Annotated in this window: 17 protein-coding genes; 6 read left to right on the top strand and 11 right to left on the bottom strand. The window is 42.4% G+C overall.

Translation table 11 applies throughout. The annotated features are described in order from the left end of the window. Positions 1 to 103 precede the first annotated feature (103 nt). The gene (locus ACMXYS_RS10390; RefSeq protein WP_415896463.1) at positions 104 to 1,273 is read left to right on the top strand and encodes an MFS transporter; all 1,170 of its coding nucleotides are present in this window, start codon (positions 104 to 106) and stop codon (positions 1,271 to 1,273) included. Between the two features lie 25 nt (positions 1,274 to 1,298). Here ACMXYS_RS10390 and ACMXYS_RS10385 read toward each other — a convergent pair whose 3' ends face one another. The 4 genes from ACMXYS_RS10385 to dusA all read right to left on the bottom strand — a co-directional run bounded on the left by ACMXYS_RS10385 (position 1,299) and on the right by dusA (position 6,819). After that, positions 1,299 to 2,717, bottom strand: a complete 1,419-nt coding sequence (locus ACMXYS_RS10385; protein WP_415896462.1) for a hypothetical protein — start codon at positions 2,715 to 2,717, stop codon at positions 1,299 to 1,301. Positions 2,718 to 3,044: 327 nt separating this feature from the next. Then, positions 3,045 to 4,739, bottom strand: coding sequence for an HAD family hydrolase (locus ACMXYS_RS10380; RefSeq protein WP_415896461.1), 1,695 nt, complete (start codon positions 4,737 to 4,739; stop codon positions 3,045 to 3,047). Positions 4,740 to 4,867: 128 nt separating this feature from the next. After that, a complete protein-coding gene (gene tal, locus ACMXYS_RS10375; RefSeq protein WP_415896460.1) occupies positions 4,868 to 5,818 on the bottom strand; it encodes a transaldolase in 951 nt (316 codons plus the stop codon). A gap of 17 nt (positions 5,819 to 5,835) precedes the next feature. After that, positions 5,836 to 6,819, bottom strand: coding sequence for a tRNA dihydrouridine(20/20a) synthase DusA (dusA, locus tag ACMXYS_RS10370; RefSeq protein ID WP_415896459.1), 984 nt, complete (start codon positions 6,817 to 6,819; stop codon positions 5,836 to 5,838). A 170-nt stretch (positions 6,820 to 6,989) separates the two neighbouring features. On the opposite strand from dusA, the gene ACMXYS_RS10365 reads away from it, so the two are divergent. Together ACMXYS_RS10365 and gltX are read left to right on the top strand one after the other, a co-directional pair. Further along, the gene (locus ACMXYS_RS10365; protein WP_415896458.1) at positions 6,990 to 7,379 is read left to right on the top strand and encodes a diacylglycerol kinase; all 390 of its coding nucleotides are present in this window, start codon (positions 6,990 to 6,992) and stop codon (positions 7,377 to 7,379) included. Positions 7,380 to 7,485: 106 nt separating this feature from the next. After that, the gene (gene gltX, locus ACMXYS_RS10360; protein WP_415896457.1) at positions 7,486 to 8,985 is read left to right on the top strand and encodes a glutamate--tRNA ligase; all 1,500 of its coding nucleotides are present in this window, start codon (positions 7,486 to 7,488) and stop codon (positions 8,983 to 8,985) included. Positions 8,986 to 9,241: 256 nt separating this feature from the next. Here the strand turns inward: gltX and ACMXYS_RS10355 are convergent, their stop codons facing one another. Continuing rightward, entirely contained in the window at positions 9,242 to 9,592 is a 351-nt protein-coding gene (locus ACMXYS_RS10355) for a hypothetical protein (protein ID WP_415896456.1), read from the bottom strand. A gap of 154 nt (positions 9,593 to 9,746) precedes the next feature. Here ACMXYS_RS10355 and ACMXYS_RS10350 point away from each other — a divergent pair, with 154 nt between their 5' ends. Beyond that, complete coding sequence (locus ACMXYS_RS10350; protein ID WP_415896455.1) at positions 9,747 to 10,388, top strand: peroxiredoxin family protein; 642 nt, start codon at positions 9,747 to 9,749, stop codon at positions 10,386 to 10,388. Positions 10,389 to 10,459: 71 nt separating this feature from the next. Here the strand turns inward: ACMXYS_RS10350 and ACMXYS_RS10345 are convergent, their stop codons facing one another. The 6 genes from ACMXYS_RS10345 to ACMXYS_RS10320 all read right to left on the bottom strand — a co-directional run bounded on the left by ACMXYS_RS10345 (position 10,460) and on the right by ACMXYS_RS10320 (position 16,945). Beyond that, on the bottom strand, positions 10,460 to 13,147 hold the full coding sequence (locus ACMXYS_RS10345; RefSeq protein ID WP_415896454.1) for an EAL domain-containing protein: 2,688 nt from the start codon (positions 13,145 to 13,147) through the stop codon (positions 10,460 to 10,462). A gap of 268 nt (positions 13,148 to 13,415) precedes the next feature. Next, entirely contained in the window at positions 13,416 to 13,871 is a 456-nt protein-coding gene (locus ACMXYS_RS10340) for a copper chaperone PCu(A)C (protein ID WP_415896453.1), read from the bottom strand. Further along, entirely contained in the window at positions 13,871 to 14,473 is a 603-nt protein-coding gene (locus ACMXYS_RS10335; RefSeq protein WP_415896452.1) for an SCO family protein, read from the bottom strand. The genes ACMXYS_RS10340 and ACMXYS_RS10335 overlap by 1 nt, the downstream gene beginning before the upstream one ends. 27 nt (positions 14,474 to 14,500) lie before the next feature. Beyond that, complete coding sequence (locus ACMXYS_RS10330; RefSeq protein WP_415896451.1) at positions 14,501 to 14,989, bottom strand: hypothetical protein; 489 nt, start codon at positions 14,987 to 14,989, stop codon at positions 14,501 to 14,503. A gap of 89 nt (positions 14,990 to 15,078) precedes the next feature. Further along, positions 15,079 to 16,089 carry a CobW family GTP-binding protein gene (locus ACMXYS_RS10325; protein ID WP_415896450.1) on the bottom strand — a complete coding sequence of 337 codons (1,011 nt, stop codon included), beginning with the start codon at positions 16,087 to 16,089 and terminating at the stop codon, positions 15,079 to 15,081. Between the two features lies 1 nt (position 16,090). Next, positions 16,091 to 16,945 (bottom strand): DMT family transporter, encoded by an 855-nt coding sequence (locus tag ACMXYS_RS10320; protein ID WP_415896449.1) that lies wholly within the window; start codon positions 16,943 to 16,945, stop codon positions 16,091 to 16,093. A gap of 1,535 nt (positions 16,946 to 18,480) precedes the next feature. Here ACMXYS_RS10320 and ACMXYS_RS10315 point away from each other — a divergent pair. Then, on the top strand, positions 18,481 to 19,119 hold the full coding sequence (locus ACMXYS_RS10315; RefSeq protein ID WP_415896448.1) for a LysE family translocator: 639 nt from the start codon (positions 18,481 to 18,483) through the stop codon (positions 19,117 to 19,119). 10 nt (positions 19,120 to 19,129) lie between these two features. After that, positions 19,130 to 19,426, top strand: a complete 297-nt coding sequence (locus ACMXYS_RS10310) for an antibiotic biosynthesis monooxygenase family protein (RefSeq protein WP_415881620.1) — start codon at positions 19,130 to 19,132, stop codon at positions 19,424 to 19,426. Positions 19,427 to 19,553 lie beyond the last annotated feature (127 nt).

Genomic DNA, 19,553 nt, shown 5'->3' with positions numbered 1-19,553 from the left:
AACTTACTAGTTAAAATAGTTATCTAGTCTACTCGATAGCCGGTTGCCGTTAGGTGAACCGGCTTTTTACTTCTTATCAGTCTAGAAAGGAACAGATCAGCTTATGCCGCAGTTCGATCAGTATATTCGCCTTTCTGGATTTTATTTCTTCTATTTTGCCTTATTAGGTGCTTTGGTTCCGTACTGGAGCCTCTATCTAAAATCATTTCAGTTTGATGCTCAGACCATTGGTTCACTGATGGCTTTGTTGCAATTGTCCAGGATAGTAGCGCCCAATTTATGGGGGTGGATGGCTGATAAAAGTGGTAAGCGTGTCGAGATAGTCCGATTTGGCGCGTTAATGACCTGCATAATGTTTGTTGGGATTTTCTGGCAAACAACCGCTTTAGGCATAGGTCTGGTGATGTTAGGTTTTAGCTTCTTCTGGAATGCAGTACTCCCTCAATTTGAGGTGATAACCTTAAGTCAGCTTGGTAAAGAAAAATCCCGTTACAGCCGTATCCGGCTATGGGGATCGATCGGATTTATCGTAACGGTCGCAGGCCTTGGCGCTTTACTTGATAATATTGATATCCGTTGGTTGCCTTGGATTCTTTTGGTGTTAATGGTTTTAATCTGGCTGAACACGCTGTTTATCCCTCCAGCCACTGCTCAATTAGATGCGGCCCAAATATCAGCGGATAATCGTAGTTTTATGCAGTTGTTGCTTCGTCCGCAGGTAATGGTCTTTTTTATTATTTGCTTCTTAGTTCAATTCGCCCACGGGGCTTACTACACCTTCTATAGCGTATTGATGGTTGATGTTGGATTTAGTCGATCAGAAGTAGGGGTGCTTTGGGCTGTAGGTGTTATCGCAGAAGTGATCATCTTTATTTATATGCATTGGATGATACAGCGATGGGGTATACGTAATATCATGTTAGTCAGCTTGCTGCTTTGTGTAGTGCGCTGGTGGCTGATAGGCCTAGTCCCAGAAAACTTATGGATTATGCTATTTGCCCAAACGCTTCACGCAGCAACATTCGGCACACTTCACGCCGTTGGCATTGCTTTAGTTCATCAATACTTTACCGAGAAAACTCATGGGCAGGGACAAGCCTTATTCTCTAGCGTAGGATTTGGCTTGGGCGGCGCACTTGGTGCTTATGTCAGTGGCTTGTTATGGGATGATTTTGGTTCTTTCACCACTTTCTCTGTATCTGCTTTGGCTAGTCTGATTGCAGTTGTCTTGGCTTTTGTTTGGATTTTTCCTAACCAAGTAAACTCAAAATAGCATTCGTCTATTTTGCGTTTATTGGTTATTCATACATTGAAGGAAGTTTTGCACCTAAAGCGATTACGCTGTGATTACAAGTCACATAATTGGTTGCCCCAATGGTAATAAAGCCCTCACTATTCAGAGCATTAATGCATAAAAGATCAAACGAACTCTCACCAGATTTTGCAATTAACTCACTTTGTGTGCTGGGTAAGCCAATATATATATCAGCTTTGTCAGGATTTGTTGGGAACGATATTTTAAATGCCGGAGATGATAGATCGGTTAATACTTCTACATGGATAGACTCTTGGCCATCAAACAAATACGCTAATAGTTTATAAGCATAGTAGCCTGGTTTTGCTTGGTTGTTTTTATCGAATAGTGGAACCTTTTGATTTCCCCAAGTTGTTGACATTGCTTCACCTAGGCCAAACCAGAGGCAGAATTTAGCTCCTGATGCCAATATATTTAAATTACGATCAATAACGGCGTGAAAATGGTTTTCATCACTGTAATTGTCCTCATAGTCTAGGGAGGGGCCACCGCACTCAGCCGAAATAATTTTATCCGTTGATAAATTTGTTTCTTCCGCGAGAATGTCTATTCGAGACTTATCCCTCTCTTGTGGTCCGTACAAATGAGCATCTGCGTAATCATACTGGCTATGGAAAAGCACTTCTCTAAAGTGATGATTAATTATTCCTTGTATGTATTCAGTTTGGGTGTCTTCATAATCCATAGTTGTACTGGAAAATGTGCCCCATCTTTGTTGTACCGTGAAGCTTTCGATTCCTTCAGCCAATAATAAAACGTCAAGGTTAAACGCCGCTATGCCTCCCAAAACGAATGTGGCATCAGAATCAAAGCGTTTAACAGCATTATATGTTGCGTTTATATGATCAATTAAATACTCAGTTGAGCTTGCCCAGCCTCCTGACTTGTTTTGATCGCTTATCCATTCGTTAGCTACCTGGTAATACTCCACTGGTGCTTCTAACTCAGGAGCGTCGGAATACCCGTCAAAGTTATAGCGTTCTACTACCGCTTCTACGAAAGTAATCCATTGATTTAAATCTAAGGGTGCTCCGTTTCTTATATGGTGAGTGTCAGGATGAGTAGCCCAAGGTGCATTAGATTCAAAGGTAATGAATGGCTTAAGGTTTAATTGTTGAAGAGCTTTGATGCGCGCATCCATCCCTTGCCACTCAAATGTGCCTTCTTCAGGTTGAATTTTCCCCCAGGAAGCAGTGATTCTAACAGTACCTATCCCCGCATCCTTAACTACAGGGTAGTTGTATACGTTCCCGCTAGGGAATGCTAAGCCCAGCGAATAATTTATAGGGACGTCAATTACTTTTAAATCAACAGGAAGCGTTTCAGCTTTTGCTGCGAGGCTTAATATCAATAGAGTTGTTATTGAAATGCAGCAGTAAAGAACCTTATTTAAATGTGACACTTGGGTCTCCTTGATGCTTGATTATGCAGGAGCCTAGGAATCCAACGTTTCATTAGATTGCTTTTGATAGCTTTCATTTGCGGAAAAGCACTAACAGAAGTGTTTTAGCTCATGGTAAATGGAGCTAAAGTTGCACCTAGCTGTAAAAGTTTAGCTTGTGTTATCAAACCGTTAAGAGAATGTTTTTCAATTGGATTGAAAAATACATGCGCAGTAATACTACTACCATAAACTATAGTTTACCCTGTTGAGATGCAAGACTAACTATATGATTTTTTTAATTTTTTAATTGGTGTTAAAGAAATAATTAGTCGTTAAAGGCATTAGCTATTGTTCGGTAGTCCTACACTGCTTTCTGCAAGATAGAATCAGTGCCCAAAATTCTGAAAAGTCATTTACGACTACGTCAGGTTTATAAGGGTAGCGTTCATTCCCCGGGAATATTTTATTTAACCAAGGCTGATCCCACTGAGCGCCGTTAAAGAAGACACTGGTGATCCCGGCTGATTTAGCGGCAATCACATCGGTTGTACTGTCTCCGACGTACCAGATATCCATGCCTAGATCACAATTTAGATTGTCTGCGGCTTTTAAAATCTGGTCAGTGTGAGGTTTGCGCTGGACCGTATCATCGCCACAAATTTCGGTATCAAATAGATGCGCCCAACCATCATCGACCGTATTGAGTTCGTGAATAAAGAATTCGCGATCGCGATTGGTGATGACGCCAACGGTCAATCCCAGTTTTCTCAGGCCTTCTAGCATATTCCTAACTTTGGGTTCAAAGGGCAGGGCTGTTCCGTAATATTTTCGGTAATGCTCAGTAAAACCTTTGTGAGCGACTTTCTTAGCAACTTCATTGTCGGCAAAGAGGATCTCGAAGATATCGGTTCTGGATATCTTGCGGTCGAGTTTTATTTTTGGGTGTAGGCTTAAATTTTCACGGACATATTGTACAAGTCGTTGATCATCGGGGGATTTACACTTTGCAGAATCTACTAAATGTTCAAGCAGACCCATATTACGAAGGTCTTTGAGCATATCATCCACTGCGTGATACATAGCATCCAGAGTATCTACAAGAGTGGCATGCCAATCAAATAGAACAACTTTAGGGTAGGTTAGATTCACGACAGCAGGATGCCAGTCAGGTTCTTCCCTCTGTGGTTGTGGTTTTCTTGGAGGTAGTCGGGGGGGGCGTTGCTGTACCAATTCTGGGGTGGTAATGCCATTGCGGCTTTGTAAAACGAGATCTAATAACTCGTCAAAATCATCAATGATAATATCTGGATCGTATTGATGATGAGCCGTTTCAGCAAAGACTTGTTCGAACCAGTGAGGGCTCCACAGCGCGCCGTTATAAAAGACTCGTGTCACGCCAGCCTTAGTAGCTGTCATCATATCGGTAACGCTATCGCCTACATACCAGAGGTGCTGGTCGGCGAGTTCATCGACTGATTTACTCGCCTGAATCATCGAGCTAGGCGCGGGTTTATAGTGCAGCATCTCATCGCCGCAAAGTGTGACATCAAATAACTCTTTCCAACGGCCATTTTCTACAGCCGCTAATTCGGGTTCTAGAAATTCACGACTACGGTTGGTCACAACACCGATCTTAATACCTAATTTCTTTAGATAAGTGAGGTACTCATACATACCTGCTTGGAAAGGCTTAACGCTGCCGTAGTGGTTTCGATAGCAGTCATTGTAAGCTTTGTGAGCAATAGCATTAGCTTCATCGTTATTGCCAAACAAAACCTCAAATACATCGGTTCTGGATATGCGTTGTTCTGCTAAAACGCGTGGATGCAGATGTCGATAGATACGGATATAGCGGATGAGCTTTTCGTCATCTTCTGTTTTGGCTTTCTCTTCGGGCAGAATGTGTCGGGTGAGATTTAGCTCGTCTAATTGAGCAAGCATCTCTTCGATGGCTTGATACATTGCGCCGTGGGTATCGACAAGGGTGCCATGCCAGTCAAACAGCATGAGCTTAGGGTAGGGGAGTACAACGGTATCCATATCTGATCTCCTCAGCCAAAATTGAGGGTGGCATAGAAATCAGTATAGACAGGATATTGATTAATAAAGAAAAAGCCTTCAGTAGGTTTTCTCTACTGAGGGCTTTTAGCTATTTGAGTAGGGGTGTTTTATACCGCTAGAAGAAGCTTCTCTAGCTTGACCTGATCAGCTGCAAAGCTGCGGATACCTTGAGCTAGCTTCTCTGTAGCCATGGCATCTTCGTTCATCATCCAGCGGAACTCAGCTTCGCTCATAGAAAGTTTGCCTTGCTCAGAAGCCGCAGATTCAGGTGCCAGTTTAGTTGGCAGCTCATCAGTGCTGTCTTCTAATTCTTGCATCAGGGCAGGCGCGATTGTTAAGCGATCACAACCTGCTAGCTCTTGGATCTCGCCAATGTTACGGAAGCTCGCACCCATCACGATGGTGTTATAACCATTCGCTTTGTAATAGTTGTAGATGCCCGTTACTGATTGAACGCCTGGGTCGTTAGCACCCGTAAAGTCGCCATCTTCGTTCGCTTTAAACCAATCAAGAATACGGCCAACGAAAGGAGAGATCAGGTAAACGCCAGCATCTGCGCATGCTGCCGCTTGGGCAAAGCTAAATAGCAGAGTTAGGTTGCAGTTAATGCCTTCTTGCTCAAGCTGACGTGCTGCTTGAATTCCTTCCCAAGTAGAAGCAATCTTAATCAGGATGCGGTCTTTAGAGATACCGGCTTCTTCATAAAGGCCGATCAACTTACGTGCACGTTCCAATGTTGCTTGAGTATCAAACGATAAACGTGCATCAACTTCTGTCGAGATGCGCCCTGGAATGATATTTAGAATCTCACGACCGATCTCAACCGCAAGGCGATCAGTCATGTTGTCCAACACTTCTTGCTCGCTACCGCCTTTTTCAGTCGCCCAGCGCTTAGCTGTTTGTAATAGAGCGCTGTATTGTGGAAGCTCAGCGGCTTTTAGCAGTAGAGATGGGTTAGTGGTCGCATCAACGGGTTTAAAGCGAGCAATGGCTTCGATATCACCGGTATCAGCAACAACAGTAGTAATTTCTTTTAGCTTTTCTAACTGACTTGTCATCTTTCTAGTAGTCCATTCTAATCTGGTACACGTTCCAGTGCTTCAAAGAGTACATCAATTGAAGCGCCAGGTTTATGCGCATTTTCGCTAATAAAGCGGCGGAATTGTTTGCCACCGCGTTGCGCGTGAAATAGTCCAAGCATATGCCGCGTTATGTGGTGTAGCGAAACACCTTCTGCTAACTGTTCTTGAATATACGGCACCATCGCGAGAGCAGCCCCTTTACGGCTGATCTTCTCATCAGGACAGTTGTATAACTCGTTATCTACATCTGCCAAAAGATAAGGGTTTTGGTAGGCTTCGCGGCCTAGCATTACACCATCAACATGTTGCAAATGTGTGTGACACTCTTCGAGAGTCTTGATGCCGCCATTGATGTGCACTTCTAAATCAGGGAATTCCTGTTTTATTTGGTAAACCCAGTCATATTTCAATGGTGGGATATCGCGGTTTTCTTTAGGGCTCAGGCCCTGAAGAATCGCTTTGCGCGCATGGATAATAAAAACATTACAACCACTGTTACGCACTGTCTCTACAAAGCTGACTAACTCTTCGTAGCTATCCATATCGTCGATGCCAAGACGGTGTTTTACCGTAACAGGGATCTTCACCTCGGCTTGCATCGTCTCTAAACATTCAGCGACTAACTGAGGGTGAGCCATTAGGCAGGCACCGATCATATTGTTTTGAACGCGATCGCTAGGGCAGCCGACGTTAAGATTCACCTCATTGTAACCATAATCCTCAGCCATCTTGGTACATTGAGCTAAATCGGTTGGGTTGCTGCCACCTAACTGCAATGCAACAGGTTGTTCCTGCGTGTTGTAACGCAAAAAACGATCTGCTTCTGCATGGATCAAAGCACCGGTAGTTACCATCTCGGTATATAAAACCGCTTGGCGGCTCAAAATACGGTGAAAATAACGGCAGTGGCGGTCCGTCCAGTCCATCATAGGTGCAACGGTAAAACGACGGTTTAGGTTATCTGTTGTAGAGGTCATTAAATGTGTAGATACAATCAAAATCGAAGAACAGAGGCGATTATATACTGTCTACCGATTTTGCGCTGCACATAGGTGGATTTTGTCCAACTATTTGTACGGAATCCAATGTAGAAGTGATAGCCTTAGTTTCTAACGCTAGGCGATAAATTTAGGGAAATGACTTTACGATGAGCGATAAACCACAGGGTGCGACTGCCAAGAATACGGGCTTAAAGCGTTTTTATTACGCTTCTATCTATTCATGGCAGGGCCTGAAAGCTGCTTATGTTCAAGAGCCTGCTTTTCGCTATGAGGTATGGGGAAGTGCGGTGCTGATTCCCCTATCTTTTTTAGTTGCGCAAAGCCCCATGCAATTGGCGGCTTTAATTTGTACTTGCTTGCTGGTGTTAGCTTTTGAGCTGGTAAACAGTGCCATTGAAGCGGTGGTCGATCGCGCGGGCACTGAGTTTCATGAGTTAGCAGGGCTTGCCAAAGATCTAGGCTCAGCCGTCGTGATGGTCGCACTGATTATGGGTGGCCTGATCTGGGGTGCGGTACTTTGGGAAAACTATTTATAGTTTCTCTCCCATTATCTATCGCCTAATTGATTTCTTAGTGGCTCGAAAAGGGCCGCTAAGTATATAATTGCCGCTATTCATTTTTATCAGATTTCCAAGGACACCAATGACGACCGTTCGTACCCGTGTTGCACCTTCTCCAACAGGTGACCCTCATGTAGGCACAGCCTATATCGCATTGTTCAATTTAGCCTTTGCTCGTCAGCATGGCGGTCAGTTTATCTTGCGCATCGAAGATACAGACCAAACACGTAGTACGGATGAATCTGAACAGAAGATTCTGGACTCGCTACGTTGGTTAGGTTTGGAATGGGATGAAGGTCCAGACGTAGGTGGTCCTCACGGTCCTTACCGTCAAAGCGAACGTAAAGCAGACTATGCAAAATACGCGATGCAGCTGGTGGAAGAAGGCAAAGCATTTCTTTGCTACCGTACATCTGAAGAGTTGGATGAGCTACGTACAGCTCGCCGTGCTGCAGGTGGTCACACTGCGCTTAAGCAAAGCGATCTAGCCCTTCCTGAAGAGGAAGTAGAAAAGCGTAAAGCAGCGGGCGCGCCTTATGTAGTGCGTATGGTTGTACCTGAAGGTGAAGGTGCCTGTGAAGTTGACGATATGCTTCGCGGTACAATTGAGTTGGAATGGGGCATGGTTGATGCTCAAATTCTGCTTAAATCTGATGGTATGCCGACTTACCACTTAGCAAACGTTGTAGATGATCACCTAATGGAGATCACGCACGTTATCCGTGGTGAAGAGTGGATCAACTCAGCGCCTAAGCATAAGTTGCTTTACGAATACTTTGGTTGGGATATGCCGAAGCTATGCCACATGCCGCTTCTTCGTAACCCGGATAAATCTAAGCTATCTAAGCGTAAGAACCCTACTAGTATTCTTTACTATCAGCGTATGGGCTTCTTGCCAGAAGCATTGTTGAACTACCTTGCTCGCATGGGTTGGTCTATGCCGGATGAGAGCGAGAAATTCACACGTCAACAGATGTTCGATAACTTCGATATTCAGCGTGTATCTCTTGGTGGTCCAATCTTCGATCAGGAAAAACTAAGCTGGTTGAATGGCCTATGGTTGCGTGAAGACTTAGATCCTGAGCAATTTGCAGCTAAGTATCAGGAGTGGGCGTTAAACCCTGAATACCTGATGCAAATCGTTCCATTGATTCAACAGCGTGTTGAAAAACTGTCTGATGTCGCTCCACTTGCGAGCTTCTTCCTATCCGGCATGTTGGATATCACAGAAGAAGATTTTGCGCATAAATCATTGGAACTTGATGATATCCGCAAAATGCTACAGTACTCAGTATGGTTGCTAGATACCGAAACTCAGTGGAATAAAGATCGTTTATTCGGTCAGCTTAAACAGCTTGCTGAAGCAATGGATTACAAAATCCGTGACTTCCTATTCCCATTGTTTATCGCAGTAGCGGGTACTAACCAGACAGTATCTGTAATGGATTCTATGGCGATTCTTGGCCCAGATATGACACGTGCGCGTTTACGCCATGCGGTCAATGTTCTTGGCGGCCCTTCTAAGAAAGAAGCGAAACGTTGGGAAAAAGAATACCGTGTTCTAAGTTCGAATATATCTTAAATACAAGCTCTGTCTAAATAAGGCCCATAAAACAAAACTTTTTTGGGCCTTTGTCGTTTTAGCAGTTTCTATTTTTGCTATCAGAGATAAGTGAAAGGTCGATGTAGAGGAGTTAATTGATAACGGTCTGCCTGTACGTACCTAGCTTTTGGTGGAAGTTTTAAGAAAACAAACCGTTAGACAGCCTTAGTGGAAGGAAGAGTTTTTCTCTGATCTTCCCTTATCTCTCTTATTCTTTGATAACTAGCGCGTTGGATTATTCGTATGACCAGCTGCCTTGCTCTTCTAGCAGTATTTCCTGAGATTCACGAATCACTTGTAGTAAACCAGATTCATAAACGTTGTAGGTGATATTGCCGTTTTGAAAACGGTAACCAAGAAACCGACACGGGGTAATGCCATCAGCACAGGTTTGATGCAGGGTTTTACCTTTTAAATTGATACTGTTACCAGATCTCTTTGACGTGCCTGTATAAGAGATCTCTTCACAACTAACTTCGCCTTCAGCGCAATGCTTAGTGATAACTACTTGGTAGTTCTCTGTTTCAAGTATCTCGCCAAATGCAGTATTGGCTAGAAAGAATAGGGCTATCGCAAAAAATCTCATAACATCACTCATCAATCTATCAGCTCCCATGCTACACGAGCGCATGTGCAGTAAATACCATTATAAAGATATTTAAAAAGAAGGTCTTTGTTGGTTTTATGAACTAACGCGATGTGAGGGGGTCTATGAAGCTCATATAGATGATGAGATTAATATGTCGTATCTAATCGAAAAGTTGAAATCTAGCACGAGCAAGCAGCACTTAACGCGGCGTCAGTGGCTTAAATCAGCCGCTTTAACAACTGCAGGAATAGGCGCATTTGGGCTACTGTCTGGTCCGTCCATAGCTAAAGAAAATACTCGTGGCATCAGGGGGCGTATAGCGCCTGAGTTAAACGTGAATTATTGGATCGATGGCCAAGGGAATAAGACTGAACCATTTTCGGTATCAGAGCATAGAGGTAAATGGGTCTATCTGAAGTGTTTTCAGGAGTGGTGCCCAGCTTGTCATTCTGTAGGCTTTCCAAATTTGCAGAAGTTGAAAGCCGCTTTCCCCGATGACGACAAAATTGTGGCTGCGGTTATCCAAACAACATTTGAAGGTCACTCTATTAATAATGAAGATGCTTTACGTAAAAATCAGCTGAAATACGGTTTGGATCTGCCTTTTGGCCATGATCCGGGTAATGCTGATCTGCCTCGAACTAATCCAGGTCATTTCCCAAATACTATGGTGGAATATCGTACAGGCGGAACCCCTTGGGTTACGTTGATCGATCCGAATGGCGTGGTAGCCTTTGATGGTTTCCATATCGATATCGATCAACTGATAAGTTATTTAAAAGAGAATGCTTAACGTTTCCGGAATCACTGCCTGATTTTAGGAATATTAACGTTGTTAGTATTCCTAAGTGATTCGGTAAAATGTTAAGCGGTTAACGTTTCGCAGATTAAGTACTTTTCTAAATCTTCTTCATTTAGAGGTTTGCTGAAATAGTACCCTTGGTAATGCTTGCAACCCTGTCTTAAAAGCACTTGCTGCTGTTCTAGTGTCTCTACCCCTTCTGCTATAACTGTATAGCCCAACTCGTGGGTCATTGAGATAATATTTCCAACAATGACGGCATCATTCGGGTCGGTGGTGATGTCGTTGATAAAACTTTTATCAATTTTTAATTCATCTAACGGCAGTAATCTTAGGTAGGTCAGGGAGGAATACCCTGTACCAAAATCATCCATAGAAATTTTGACACCTAGCTCTTTTAAGGTGTGCATTTTAGTAATGGCCGTTTCAGTGTCATCGATGATGACTCCTTCTGTTATTTCCAGCATAAGCTGTTCTGGCTTAATCTGAAAACGATGAATACTGGCTTTAATATCGTTTACGAAGTTGGCCTGATTAAATTGAAGTGGACTTACGTTAACAGCTATATAACGAATAGATTTGCCTTGGTGATACCATTTTTTCATTTGGCAACAGGCTTGTTCGATTACCCAATGCCCTAGCTGGATGATTAAACCGCTTTCTTCGGCAATTGGTATAAATTCGTTGGGTGAAATAAAACCTCGTTTAGGGTGGCTCCAGCGCAGCAGTGTTTCAACACTTTCACATTCACCGTCAGCATTAACCTGAGGCTGATAAACCAAGTTTAATTCATTGTGGGAAATTGCATAGCGCAGTTCAGCTTCTATTCGTAAGCGTTCATCTGCTTTGGTTTGCATATCTTTTTCAAAAAAACAGTAATGGTGGCGACCATTTGATTTGGCTTGATACATCGCTGTATCTGCCTGTTTCAGTAGTTCCTCAGCGCCAAAGTGCACTTGGTTGAAGAAGGTGATACCGATGCTCGTAGTGATATGGAAGTGGTTTGAATTAAGTTCAAAAGGGACATCAAGTGCTTCGATTATTTTGTTTGCAACTAGACGTGCGCGTTCATAAATTTGTTCTTGATTTAAGCGAGGGAGGGCAACAATAACAACAAATTCATCGCCACCTAATCGGGCTATAGTATCTTCTTTTCGTAAGCATTCGGTGAGCCTGTTACCTACCTGAATAAGCAGCTCATCTCCGATGCTGTGGCCTAAAGAATCATTAAGGTGTTTGAAATGATCTAAATCCAAGAACATCACTGCACCACTACAACGTTGCCTTTCGGCACTGGCTAGACGCTGATTTAAACGATCATAGAGTAATCGTCTATTTGGGAGGCCGGTTAAAGGATCAAAAAAAGCTAGTTTTTGAATTTGAAATTGGCTTTCTAAAAGCTGTTCTGTCTTGCGGTTAAACCAATGGGTTAAAGCACCTAATTCGCCTTTATCTGTTGTTTTTATCAACTGCTGTGAGCGATGATCGTCAGTTAAGCCCTCTTGTAGTTGTTGCGTAAGTTGAAAGAGAGGATACGTTAGGTGGTAACGCAATAGGGCCCAGACAAGTATGATGGCTATCAGAACAATAAAAATAGTAGCCATAAGGAGTTGATTAAAGAGTGCTTTAGCATCTTTACGGGCGGAACTGTTTGGCATAACTGTAACAATCTGCCAAGCCGTTTTAGGCATAGTGGTTACTGTAACGAACACGGCCTCGTTTAAAAAGTGATCTTGTTCAATAAGTTTATTAGCTCTTTGAGAAGTTTTAAATTCAGGTCTACTTAGTAAAGACGCAATGATTTTTGCTTCTGGCAGATCGATTTGATAACTATCGTTTGCAAGCAATGTAGCAAGCGTATCGGTCTCAATGCCGTTAGGTGAATTTAGAGATCTATTCTGAATACGAAGTAATCTGGCGAGAGATTCAAATGTCCCAAATTCTTTTGCTAGCTCTTCCATTGTTATGTAAGGGAGTAGACTTCCTTCGTCGGAAGAAGGATTTGATAGGCGAGCCAGTTTGTCATCAGGAAAGGATAGAAACCTACCGTTACGGTCCAGCGCGAAAGCATATCCACCAAACTCTTGTGTTGCTTCATGGAGTAACTTTTGCAGCCCTTCGAGTTTGAGATCGACAGTTGTAGCACCTAAGAATTTTTCATTCTCATAAAGTGGTGCAGTCACTGTGACCATGGGCTGCAGAGAGTAGGGGTCAGTATAGGATTTGGACCAGTAGCGTTGGTTTCTGCCAAGATGCTGAGCCGGCACATACCACTCTTCATGATGATAGCCATTGCCTTCTGGAAGGTTGTAGTCGTTGTAAAAATTTAATTTTCCTTGTTTATCTCTGCCCCAAAAATGGCTATTCCGTTCAACATTTTTATTTAGTATGTAGGGCTCTGGCCAAGTACCACCTCCTGCTATGAGATGTTTGGAACCTGCTCTATCTAGAAGAGACAGCATTAAGGATGAGAAACGTTTATCTTCAGAGGGGATTACTTTGGCGATATCAGCCATAGAGGTGACAATTGATTCCGCAATGGTGGTACGCTGGTTTAGTTCTGAAACAACCTTATCGCCCGCCTTACTTAATTTTAGATACGCCTGGTTTTCAATTAGGTGATCACCGATAGCGCTTACCACGGCGATTATGGTCACCATTATTAGAAAGAAAATAGTAAGGAAGATTGCCGACACGCGAAACTGTAGACTGTGGTACCAGTGGATATTGAAATCAGGTGTACTACGCATAGTTCAGCCTCCTGCTGATCTAATTCTTATCCTTAGAATGGCGATGATCTCAATTTTTAGGCCGTTCCAAGTTGCCTGTTGGACTTGCCGTCTGATTACAAAGTAGTACATATATCTCGCAGTTGCGAGAGAACGAGAAATTAAATTTTTACGAATGTTGGAACCTGAATTTACAGTTCCAAGGGAAAGTATTTACTTTTTTAAGCCCTGACTACAAACCATTAAAAAAGGCCCTGTAAAACAGAGCCTTAATTTATTCAAAAGGGGATTAGTGATGGTGGTGGTTAGTCTCTACGACATTTTTTATTGGTGCTGAAACATTGATCTTCTCACCATTAGAAAAGGTAAGTTCTAGATCAACTGTATTGCCAACATTTAAGGACTTGTCTAGTTTCATAAGCATCAGGTGATAACCACCAGGTTTCAACGCTACTATTTGAGTGCTTGGGATTTGAATTTTTTCGACTTGACGCATCATCATGACGCCGTCTTCCGATATGTGATTATGAAGTTCTGTTCTTTTAGCAGAAGCAGTTTTTGCAGATGTTAAATATACATCGCTTCTATTTCTGTTTGTTATGTTTAAAAAAGCTGCAGTATGGCCAGAACCTGGAATAAGTGCTCTTACGTATGCGTCACTGGTAATGATCTCCGCCATTGCAGAAAAGGAGGTTAGGCTGAGTACTGTCGCCAGGCATGTATTTAGCAGAGTTTTCTTGTTCATTATGTTTCCTCGCTTAGTAACGCTTGAATCTCTTTAGTGAGTTCAATTGGTGTAAGTGCATGGTTTAAAGCTTTTGAAAGTTTGCCATTTTGATCGATTAAGTACAGGCGCGATGAGTGGTCCACAGCGTAGCCCAAAGCCGAATCATTTAACTCGACCATACGATAAAAAGCACCATACTGTTTTACTACTTTATCTATAGTTTCACGATCTGCTGTAGCGCCGTGAAAATTAGGATGGAAGTAGCTTGCGTATTTCTCTAGTTTCTCCGGTGAATCTCTATCCGGATCTACACTCATAAAAATTCCCGCTACGTTTTCTTGCTGAGCAGGTGTTAGGTCCTTGAGCCCTTGGGCAGCGACTGCTAACGCTGTTGGGCAAACATCTGGACAAGAAGCATAGCCAATAAAAAATAGTACAACTTTACCACGGTAATCTTCTAATTTTAGCTCACCTTGCTGAGACTGAAGGGTAAAATCCCCCCCCAATTTTTCACCTAATGCGATGCGTTGTTCTACTGGCTGTGGGCGAAGGTAAAAAGCTAAAGCTACACCTGCTAGCATAACGAGTGTTAGTAGAAGAAGATTTCTTAAAGTGGTCATTTAATCATCTGTCCTTTAGGTTAAAGGTTATCGGGCATCAAACTCGAAATTGGCTTGTGTAATTTGTCCCTGTTCTTCAATCTTAATGGAAGATACCCAGGTCATCTTTCCGGTTGTACAAATTGGGAGGGTGATACTCCCTTGCCATCTGTTGTCCGTACCTGGGATCTTTGTCAGTAAAGTTTGGTTGATTCCCATGTACATCGATTTGCCTTGAAGGTCGACTAGGACTTGTTCGGCAGCAATATTTTCGATAGTCACATCAAACAATAATGGCTTACTTGAGCTGATCTCTTCTGCAACGATCGATAGCTCTACTTGCAAATTATCATCAGCCGCAAGACATTTTCCTTGATGCAGATCGCACTCAGGAGCTGTTAGCAATTGACGAGTGTGAGGGGGCGTTTCTTGTAACAGCTGCGGCAAATATATTACAGACCCCAACCCGATGATTATGACAAAGATAATCAAAATCTGTAGGGGGAGGGTATTGCGACCCTGAGTTGGTTCGTTCATATATCTGTTCCTGAGTACCGCTATAGTCTACTTTCTTGTAGTGTGACAACAAAAGTGACAAATTGTCGCACCAAGAATACATCTTTTTATTAATTGATGATGCAACTTACTAATTGTTGCTCAAAGCTTTTCCAATCATGTTCTTGGTGGGAAATAACTTCGATCCGGTTATCTCTACGATAAGCGATGGTTTCGATACCAAGCTCATTGCCTACTTGGTTAAAAAACTTCCAACCTCGATCGGTGTGAAATACACCTTTGACTCGATCTACATTTTCAATACCTTGTAGAACCACTTCGAGCTTGGAAGTCGAGAATTTATCATCTGGATTAAAAATCCACCCCATTGTATGTAAACCGTCATTAACATTTCCTTTATGAAACGGAATTTTAGGGCGAGGCTGAAATAACATACCGATCATTGGAGTTGCACTATTATCCTCGTTAGATAAGTGTCGATGATGCTGTTGTGATTCAGTTTCTTTGGTTGTGTGAGTGATATCTAGAAGTGAAAGGTTAATTTGCCCTTGGGTAGTTACTATTTGCTGTTGTTTTGGGGGGTAAAGCCCCGCCATTTTCTGTTCTGTAGCCGAAACTTGTTCTGATGAAGCAAGATCCGTTTTGTTTAATACAATCACGTCGGCTAAATTAATTTGGTCTTGAAAAGTAGGATGTTCAGTTATCTCGCTGTTTTCGATCGAGCGCGGGTCAACGAGGCAGATAATTGAGCGTAGTTCTAGAGCATCTTTGAAATGTTCATTTTTCAGCGTGTCTACGATGCCAGCAGGGTGGCCTATACCAGTAGGTTCAATGATGAGTCGGTCAGGTTTTGTTTGCCTTAGTAGTGTCGCTAAAGTTGAGGTAAGGCTGGGGCCTAACGTACAACAAATACAACCACCAACGAGCTCTTTTACTTTCACCCCTTCGTTACTTTTCGTTAGGACTGCTTGGTCTATGCCTATTTGACCAAATTCATTCACTAAAACGGCCCAAGTTTTGTCATCGGGCTTTTGAGCTAGCAGATGATTGAGAGCTGTTGTTTTACCTGTCCCTAAAAAACCAGTGATGATGTTGGTTGGAATATTTTTTAATTGGGACATCTCAGGTTCTCTTCTTATAGATTGAAGGCAGTTGTGAAAGCAGCATACCAAATAACATTAAGCCACAACCTAGTATACCTAGCGTGTTGAACTGTTCTTCTAGAATCAACCATCCACCAAATGCAGCAGCTACGGCTTCAAGGCTCATAATGATCGCTGCATGAGCTGGAGGGGCATGTCTTTGGGCAAAAATTTGTAATGTGTAAGCAATGCCTACAGAGATAAGGCCTGCATAAGCGATTGGGGCCCAAGAGTCGAATGCATTATTAAGCGTAAAGCTATCAGATTCGATAGTCATCGCTACGAGTCCACTACAAACAGCACAAACTAAAAACTGAATTATGGCTAGTCGGAGGTTATCAAGCTTTGGGGCTAATTTTGCAATCAGTAGTACGTGTATAGCCCAGCAAGCGGCTCCTAGTAGCTCTAAAATATCTCCAAAGTTTATGGCGCTGAGGTCCCGGAAGCTAAGAACATACAAACCGAGAACAGCAAATAGCCCACCTAGCCAAGTATTGATATTAGTCGTTTGACCAAGCGCTAAACCAATGATGGGTACGAAGATGATATATAGTCCTGTGATAAACCCAGCATTACCTGCAGTCGTATAGACTAAGCCTGCTTGCTGAAATGAAGCACCGGCAAAAAGTACTAGTCCAGCTAATGTGCCACTTATTATTAGAGTTCGATTATCAGTGCAGTGATCTGACCTTTTGAATAAAAACAAAAGAGGGAGTAGGGAGCAGGCACCAAGCAGAAATCTTAATGCGTTAAAGCCGAATGGCCCTAAAGATTCCATTCCAAGTCGTTGTGCTACAAATGCAAATCCCCAGATGCATGCAACTAAGAGCAACATGAGATCAGCTTGTATTTTTTGCGAATTCATAGGCTAAATTTGAGTGTTACAGATGAGGCGCTAAAGGTACTCTAAAAGTGAGCGAAAGATAAATTTAAATTTCTACAAAATGGTGTTGCTAATCATTCTCAATAGCATTAATATCGTAGTCGCTCATAAGTGATAGGCAATGAACGACCTCACCTCACTGACATTGCCGAACTTAGCGTCAACTTTCACTGCTCACTGAAAGTTTTCGCGGACGTTGATACTCCCCTCGATTATCAGTGTCGCAAGCTGAACTCTCACCGGTTTAGTATTGGTTAAAAAGCCGGATCTTTTGATCCGGCTTTTTAATGTCTATCTTTCTTTAGTAATCCCATTCATACCTGATCTCTGTAGCTAAATTGGCATTAGGCAAATATGTAAGTGCAGATCAGGGGCTACATTCTCTTTAATCTACGTCTATAGTTTTGCGTTAAGAAAAGAGTAGAGGAATAAAAGCAAAAAAATAAATTATTTATCTAAATGCAGTTGAAAACCGTTCTCATTATCGATAATATCGTAGTCGCTCATAAGTGAAAGGCAATGCACGACCTCACCTCACAGTCATTGCCGAACTTAACATTATTTTTCACTGCTCACTGAAAAATAGTGCTGACATTGGTACTCCCCTCGATTATCAATGTCTTAAACTGAACCCTCACCTGTTCGGTTTATTTCAAAAAGCCGGATCTTTGATCCGGCTTTTTGCTATCTATTGGTAATGTCCACCTTCATCCATATTGAACGAACTTATGCTGAATAAATTTGTCTATATAAGTCGGCTCTAATTTATATGCTAAACTCAAGGGTACATTCCTTTCTTAGATACTAGGGCATGGAAGCTCACCTTAAACCGTAGTGAAAAGTTACGAGGAGTTATAGGTGAGATTAGTTAAAGATATTGATAAAAATGGCATCTTTTTCTATTGGTCCGATCCTGATTTTATAGACGTCCCAATAAGTCCCCGTTTGCCCTGCATTGAACTTGCAAAAGAGTGGCGAGATAAACATCTATTCTCGCTATATAGGGGAGATGAACGGAGGCACTCACATATTGATAGAAGACTCAACAGAGCAAAGCGGAAGCAAGTCGATGAAGCTCTGTTCTACTCCAGACAACGTCCAGAGGGAAGGCGGTCGACAGATAAGCCCCTTACTGTAGATATTGATTTAGTAGCGGACAAAGTCCAGTTGTACTCTTAGTAGGAGTAAAACATACGCAGTGAAAATATTCCCATTTTTATTGTTAATATAGTTGCAAATCATTCTCATTCATATATTATGAATATCAACACGGCAGGCGGCAGGCTCCCCTCACTAGCTAGGCCGCCATGCACTAGCGATATTGCATGTTCGTGTATGTGTTAGCACATCTGCCTCCGCAGAAGCTACAAGCACATGGCTCTTGTCATTGAAGCAAATTGCTTAACCGGACCCCCAAGGGGATCCGGTTTTTTTTTGCTTAAATTCTCTGTGTTATAATTGCGTACTTCAAAAAAGAGGGGGCGGGTATGCAAGAGATAATAACCTTTTCAATCGTTGCTCTACTGCTAGTGATTTCACCAGGTCCTAATGGTGTATTAATTGTAAAAACAGCCTCTGTTCAGGGCCGTACAGCTTCTTTTGCTAATGTCCTAGGTTTGTTTACCGCTACATTTTTCCATGGCGCTTTTTCAATTTTGGGATTGTCCGCACTTCTGCTCCAATCTGCTGAATTATTCTTTGTAATCAAATTACTGGGTGCACTCTATCTGTTCTATATAGGCGCTAAAGCGATCTACCAATCTTTTTTGACTCCGGTAATTGATCAAGCAGATGCTCAACATACAGCGAATAACAAAAGGGCTAAATCTTTACTTGGAAGCTTTATCGAAGGCTTCTTGACTCAGTTACTAAACCCGAAAGTTTCGATGTTTTATCTAGCGGCATTCCCGCAATTTGTTCAATTTGGCTCGTCTAGTTATCTAGCAGCGTTTGTTCTAGTGGCTATCCATGCAGTCATTATTGCTTTTTGGTTTATCGGTATGACGTTGATGATTGATAAACTAAAAGCTCGCAGTAAGCACTCTACCGCAGGTCGGTGGGTTCAGCGGATATCAGGGTCAGTGATGATCTACTTCAGCTCTTTATTGATAGGCCATAAAGCATAGAGGTTCAGTTGTGTACGCAGTTATCTTTCGAGCAAATACAGGAAAACAGGACGAACAATATTTAGAAACTGTCGCGCGAATGCGTCAGTTGGCTTTTGAAAAGTATGGTTGTCTAGACTTTATTGCAGTAACAGAAGGGGAACAAGAGATTGCAATCTCCTACTGGGAAAACGAAGCCGATATATTAGCTTGGAAAAAAGATCCCGAACATCACTTAGCGCAACAACAGGGGCAGAAACATTGGTATAGCGCTTATACAGTGCAAGTGGTTAAGATCGAGCGGGAATATAGCTTCTCAGCCGATTAAGTATCCTTTCTTTGTTACCCCGGTTCTTAGAAATAACATTAAGAAAACTTTGGCGATTCTTTTTCGGTTCAGCGTCACCAATTTTTCATCTTTTCGTTAGAAAGTTGTCACGATAGTTTTTCAGACT

The organism is Neptuniibacter sp. QD57_21 (genome assembly GCF_047778075.1).
GTDB lineage: Bacteria > Pseudomonadota > Gammaproteobacteria > Pseudomonadales > Balneatricaceae > Neptuniibacter.
Note: the sequence above shows the minus strand (reverse complement) of the source record. Positions and strands in the feature narration are given on the sequence as shown.

Coding starts and splice junctions, on each gene's coding strand:
- ACMXYS_RS10390 (WP_415896463.1), top strand. CDS start 104: ATGCCGCAGTTCGATCAGTATATTCGCCTTTCTGGATTTTATTTCTTC.
- ACMXYS_RS10380 (WP_415896461.1), bottom strand. CDS start 4,739: ATGGATACCGTTGTACTCCCCTACCCTAAGCTCATGCTGTTTGACTGG.
- tal (WP_415896460.1), bottom strand. CDS start 5,818: ATGACAAGTCAGTTAGAAAAGCTAAAAGAAATTACTACTGTTGTTGCT.
- dusA (WP_415896459.1), bottom strand. CDS start 6,819: ATGACCTCTACAACAGATAACCTAAACCGTCGTTTTACCGTTGCACCT.
- ACMXYS_RS10365 (WP_415896458.1), top strand. CDS start 6,990: ATGAGCGATAAACCACAGGGTGCGACTGCCAAGAATACGGGCTTAAAG.
- gltX (WP_415896457.1), top strand. CDS start 7,486: ATGACGACCGTTCGTACCCGTGTTGCACCTTCTCCAACAGGTGACCCT.
- ACMXYS_RS10355 (WP_415896456.1), bottom strand. CDS start 9,592: ATGAGATTTTTTGCGATAGCCCTATTCTTTCTAGCCAATACTGCATTT.
- ACMXYS_RS10350 (WP_415896455.1), top strand. CDS start 9,747: ATGTCGTATCTAATCGAAAAGTTGAAATCTAGCACGAGCAAGCAGCAC.
- ACMXYS_RS10345 (WP_415896454.1), bottom strand. CDS start 13,147: ATGCGTAGTACACCTGATTTCAATATCCACTGGTACCACAGTCTACAG.
- ACMXYS_RS10340 (WP_415896453.1), bottom strand. CDS start 13,871: ATGAACAAGAAAACTCTGCTAAATACATGCCTGGCGACAGTACTCAGC.
- ACMXYS_RS10335 (WP_415896452.1), bottom strand. CDS start 14,473: ATGACCACTTTAAGAAATCTTCTTCTACTAACACTCGTTATGCTAGCA.
- ACMXYS_RS10330 (WP_415896451.1), bottom strand. CDS start 14,989: ATGAACGAACCAACTCAGGGTCGCAATACCCTCCCCCTACAGATTTTG.
- ACMXYS_RS10325 (WP_415896450.1), bottom strand. CDS start 16,089: ATGTCCCAATTAAAAAATATTCCAACCAACATCATCACTGGTTTTTTA.
- ACMXYS_RS10320 (WP_415896449.1), bottom strand. CDS start 16,945: ATGTTGCTCTTAGTTGCATGCATCTGGGGATTTGCATTTGTAGCACAA.
- ACMXYS_RS10315 (WP_415896448.1), top strand. CDS start 18,481: ATGCAAGAGATAATAACCTTTTCAATCGTTGCTCTACTGCTAGTGATT.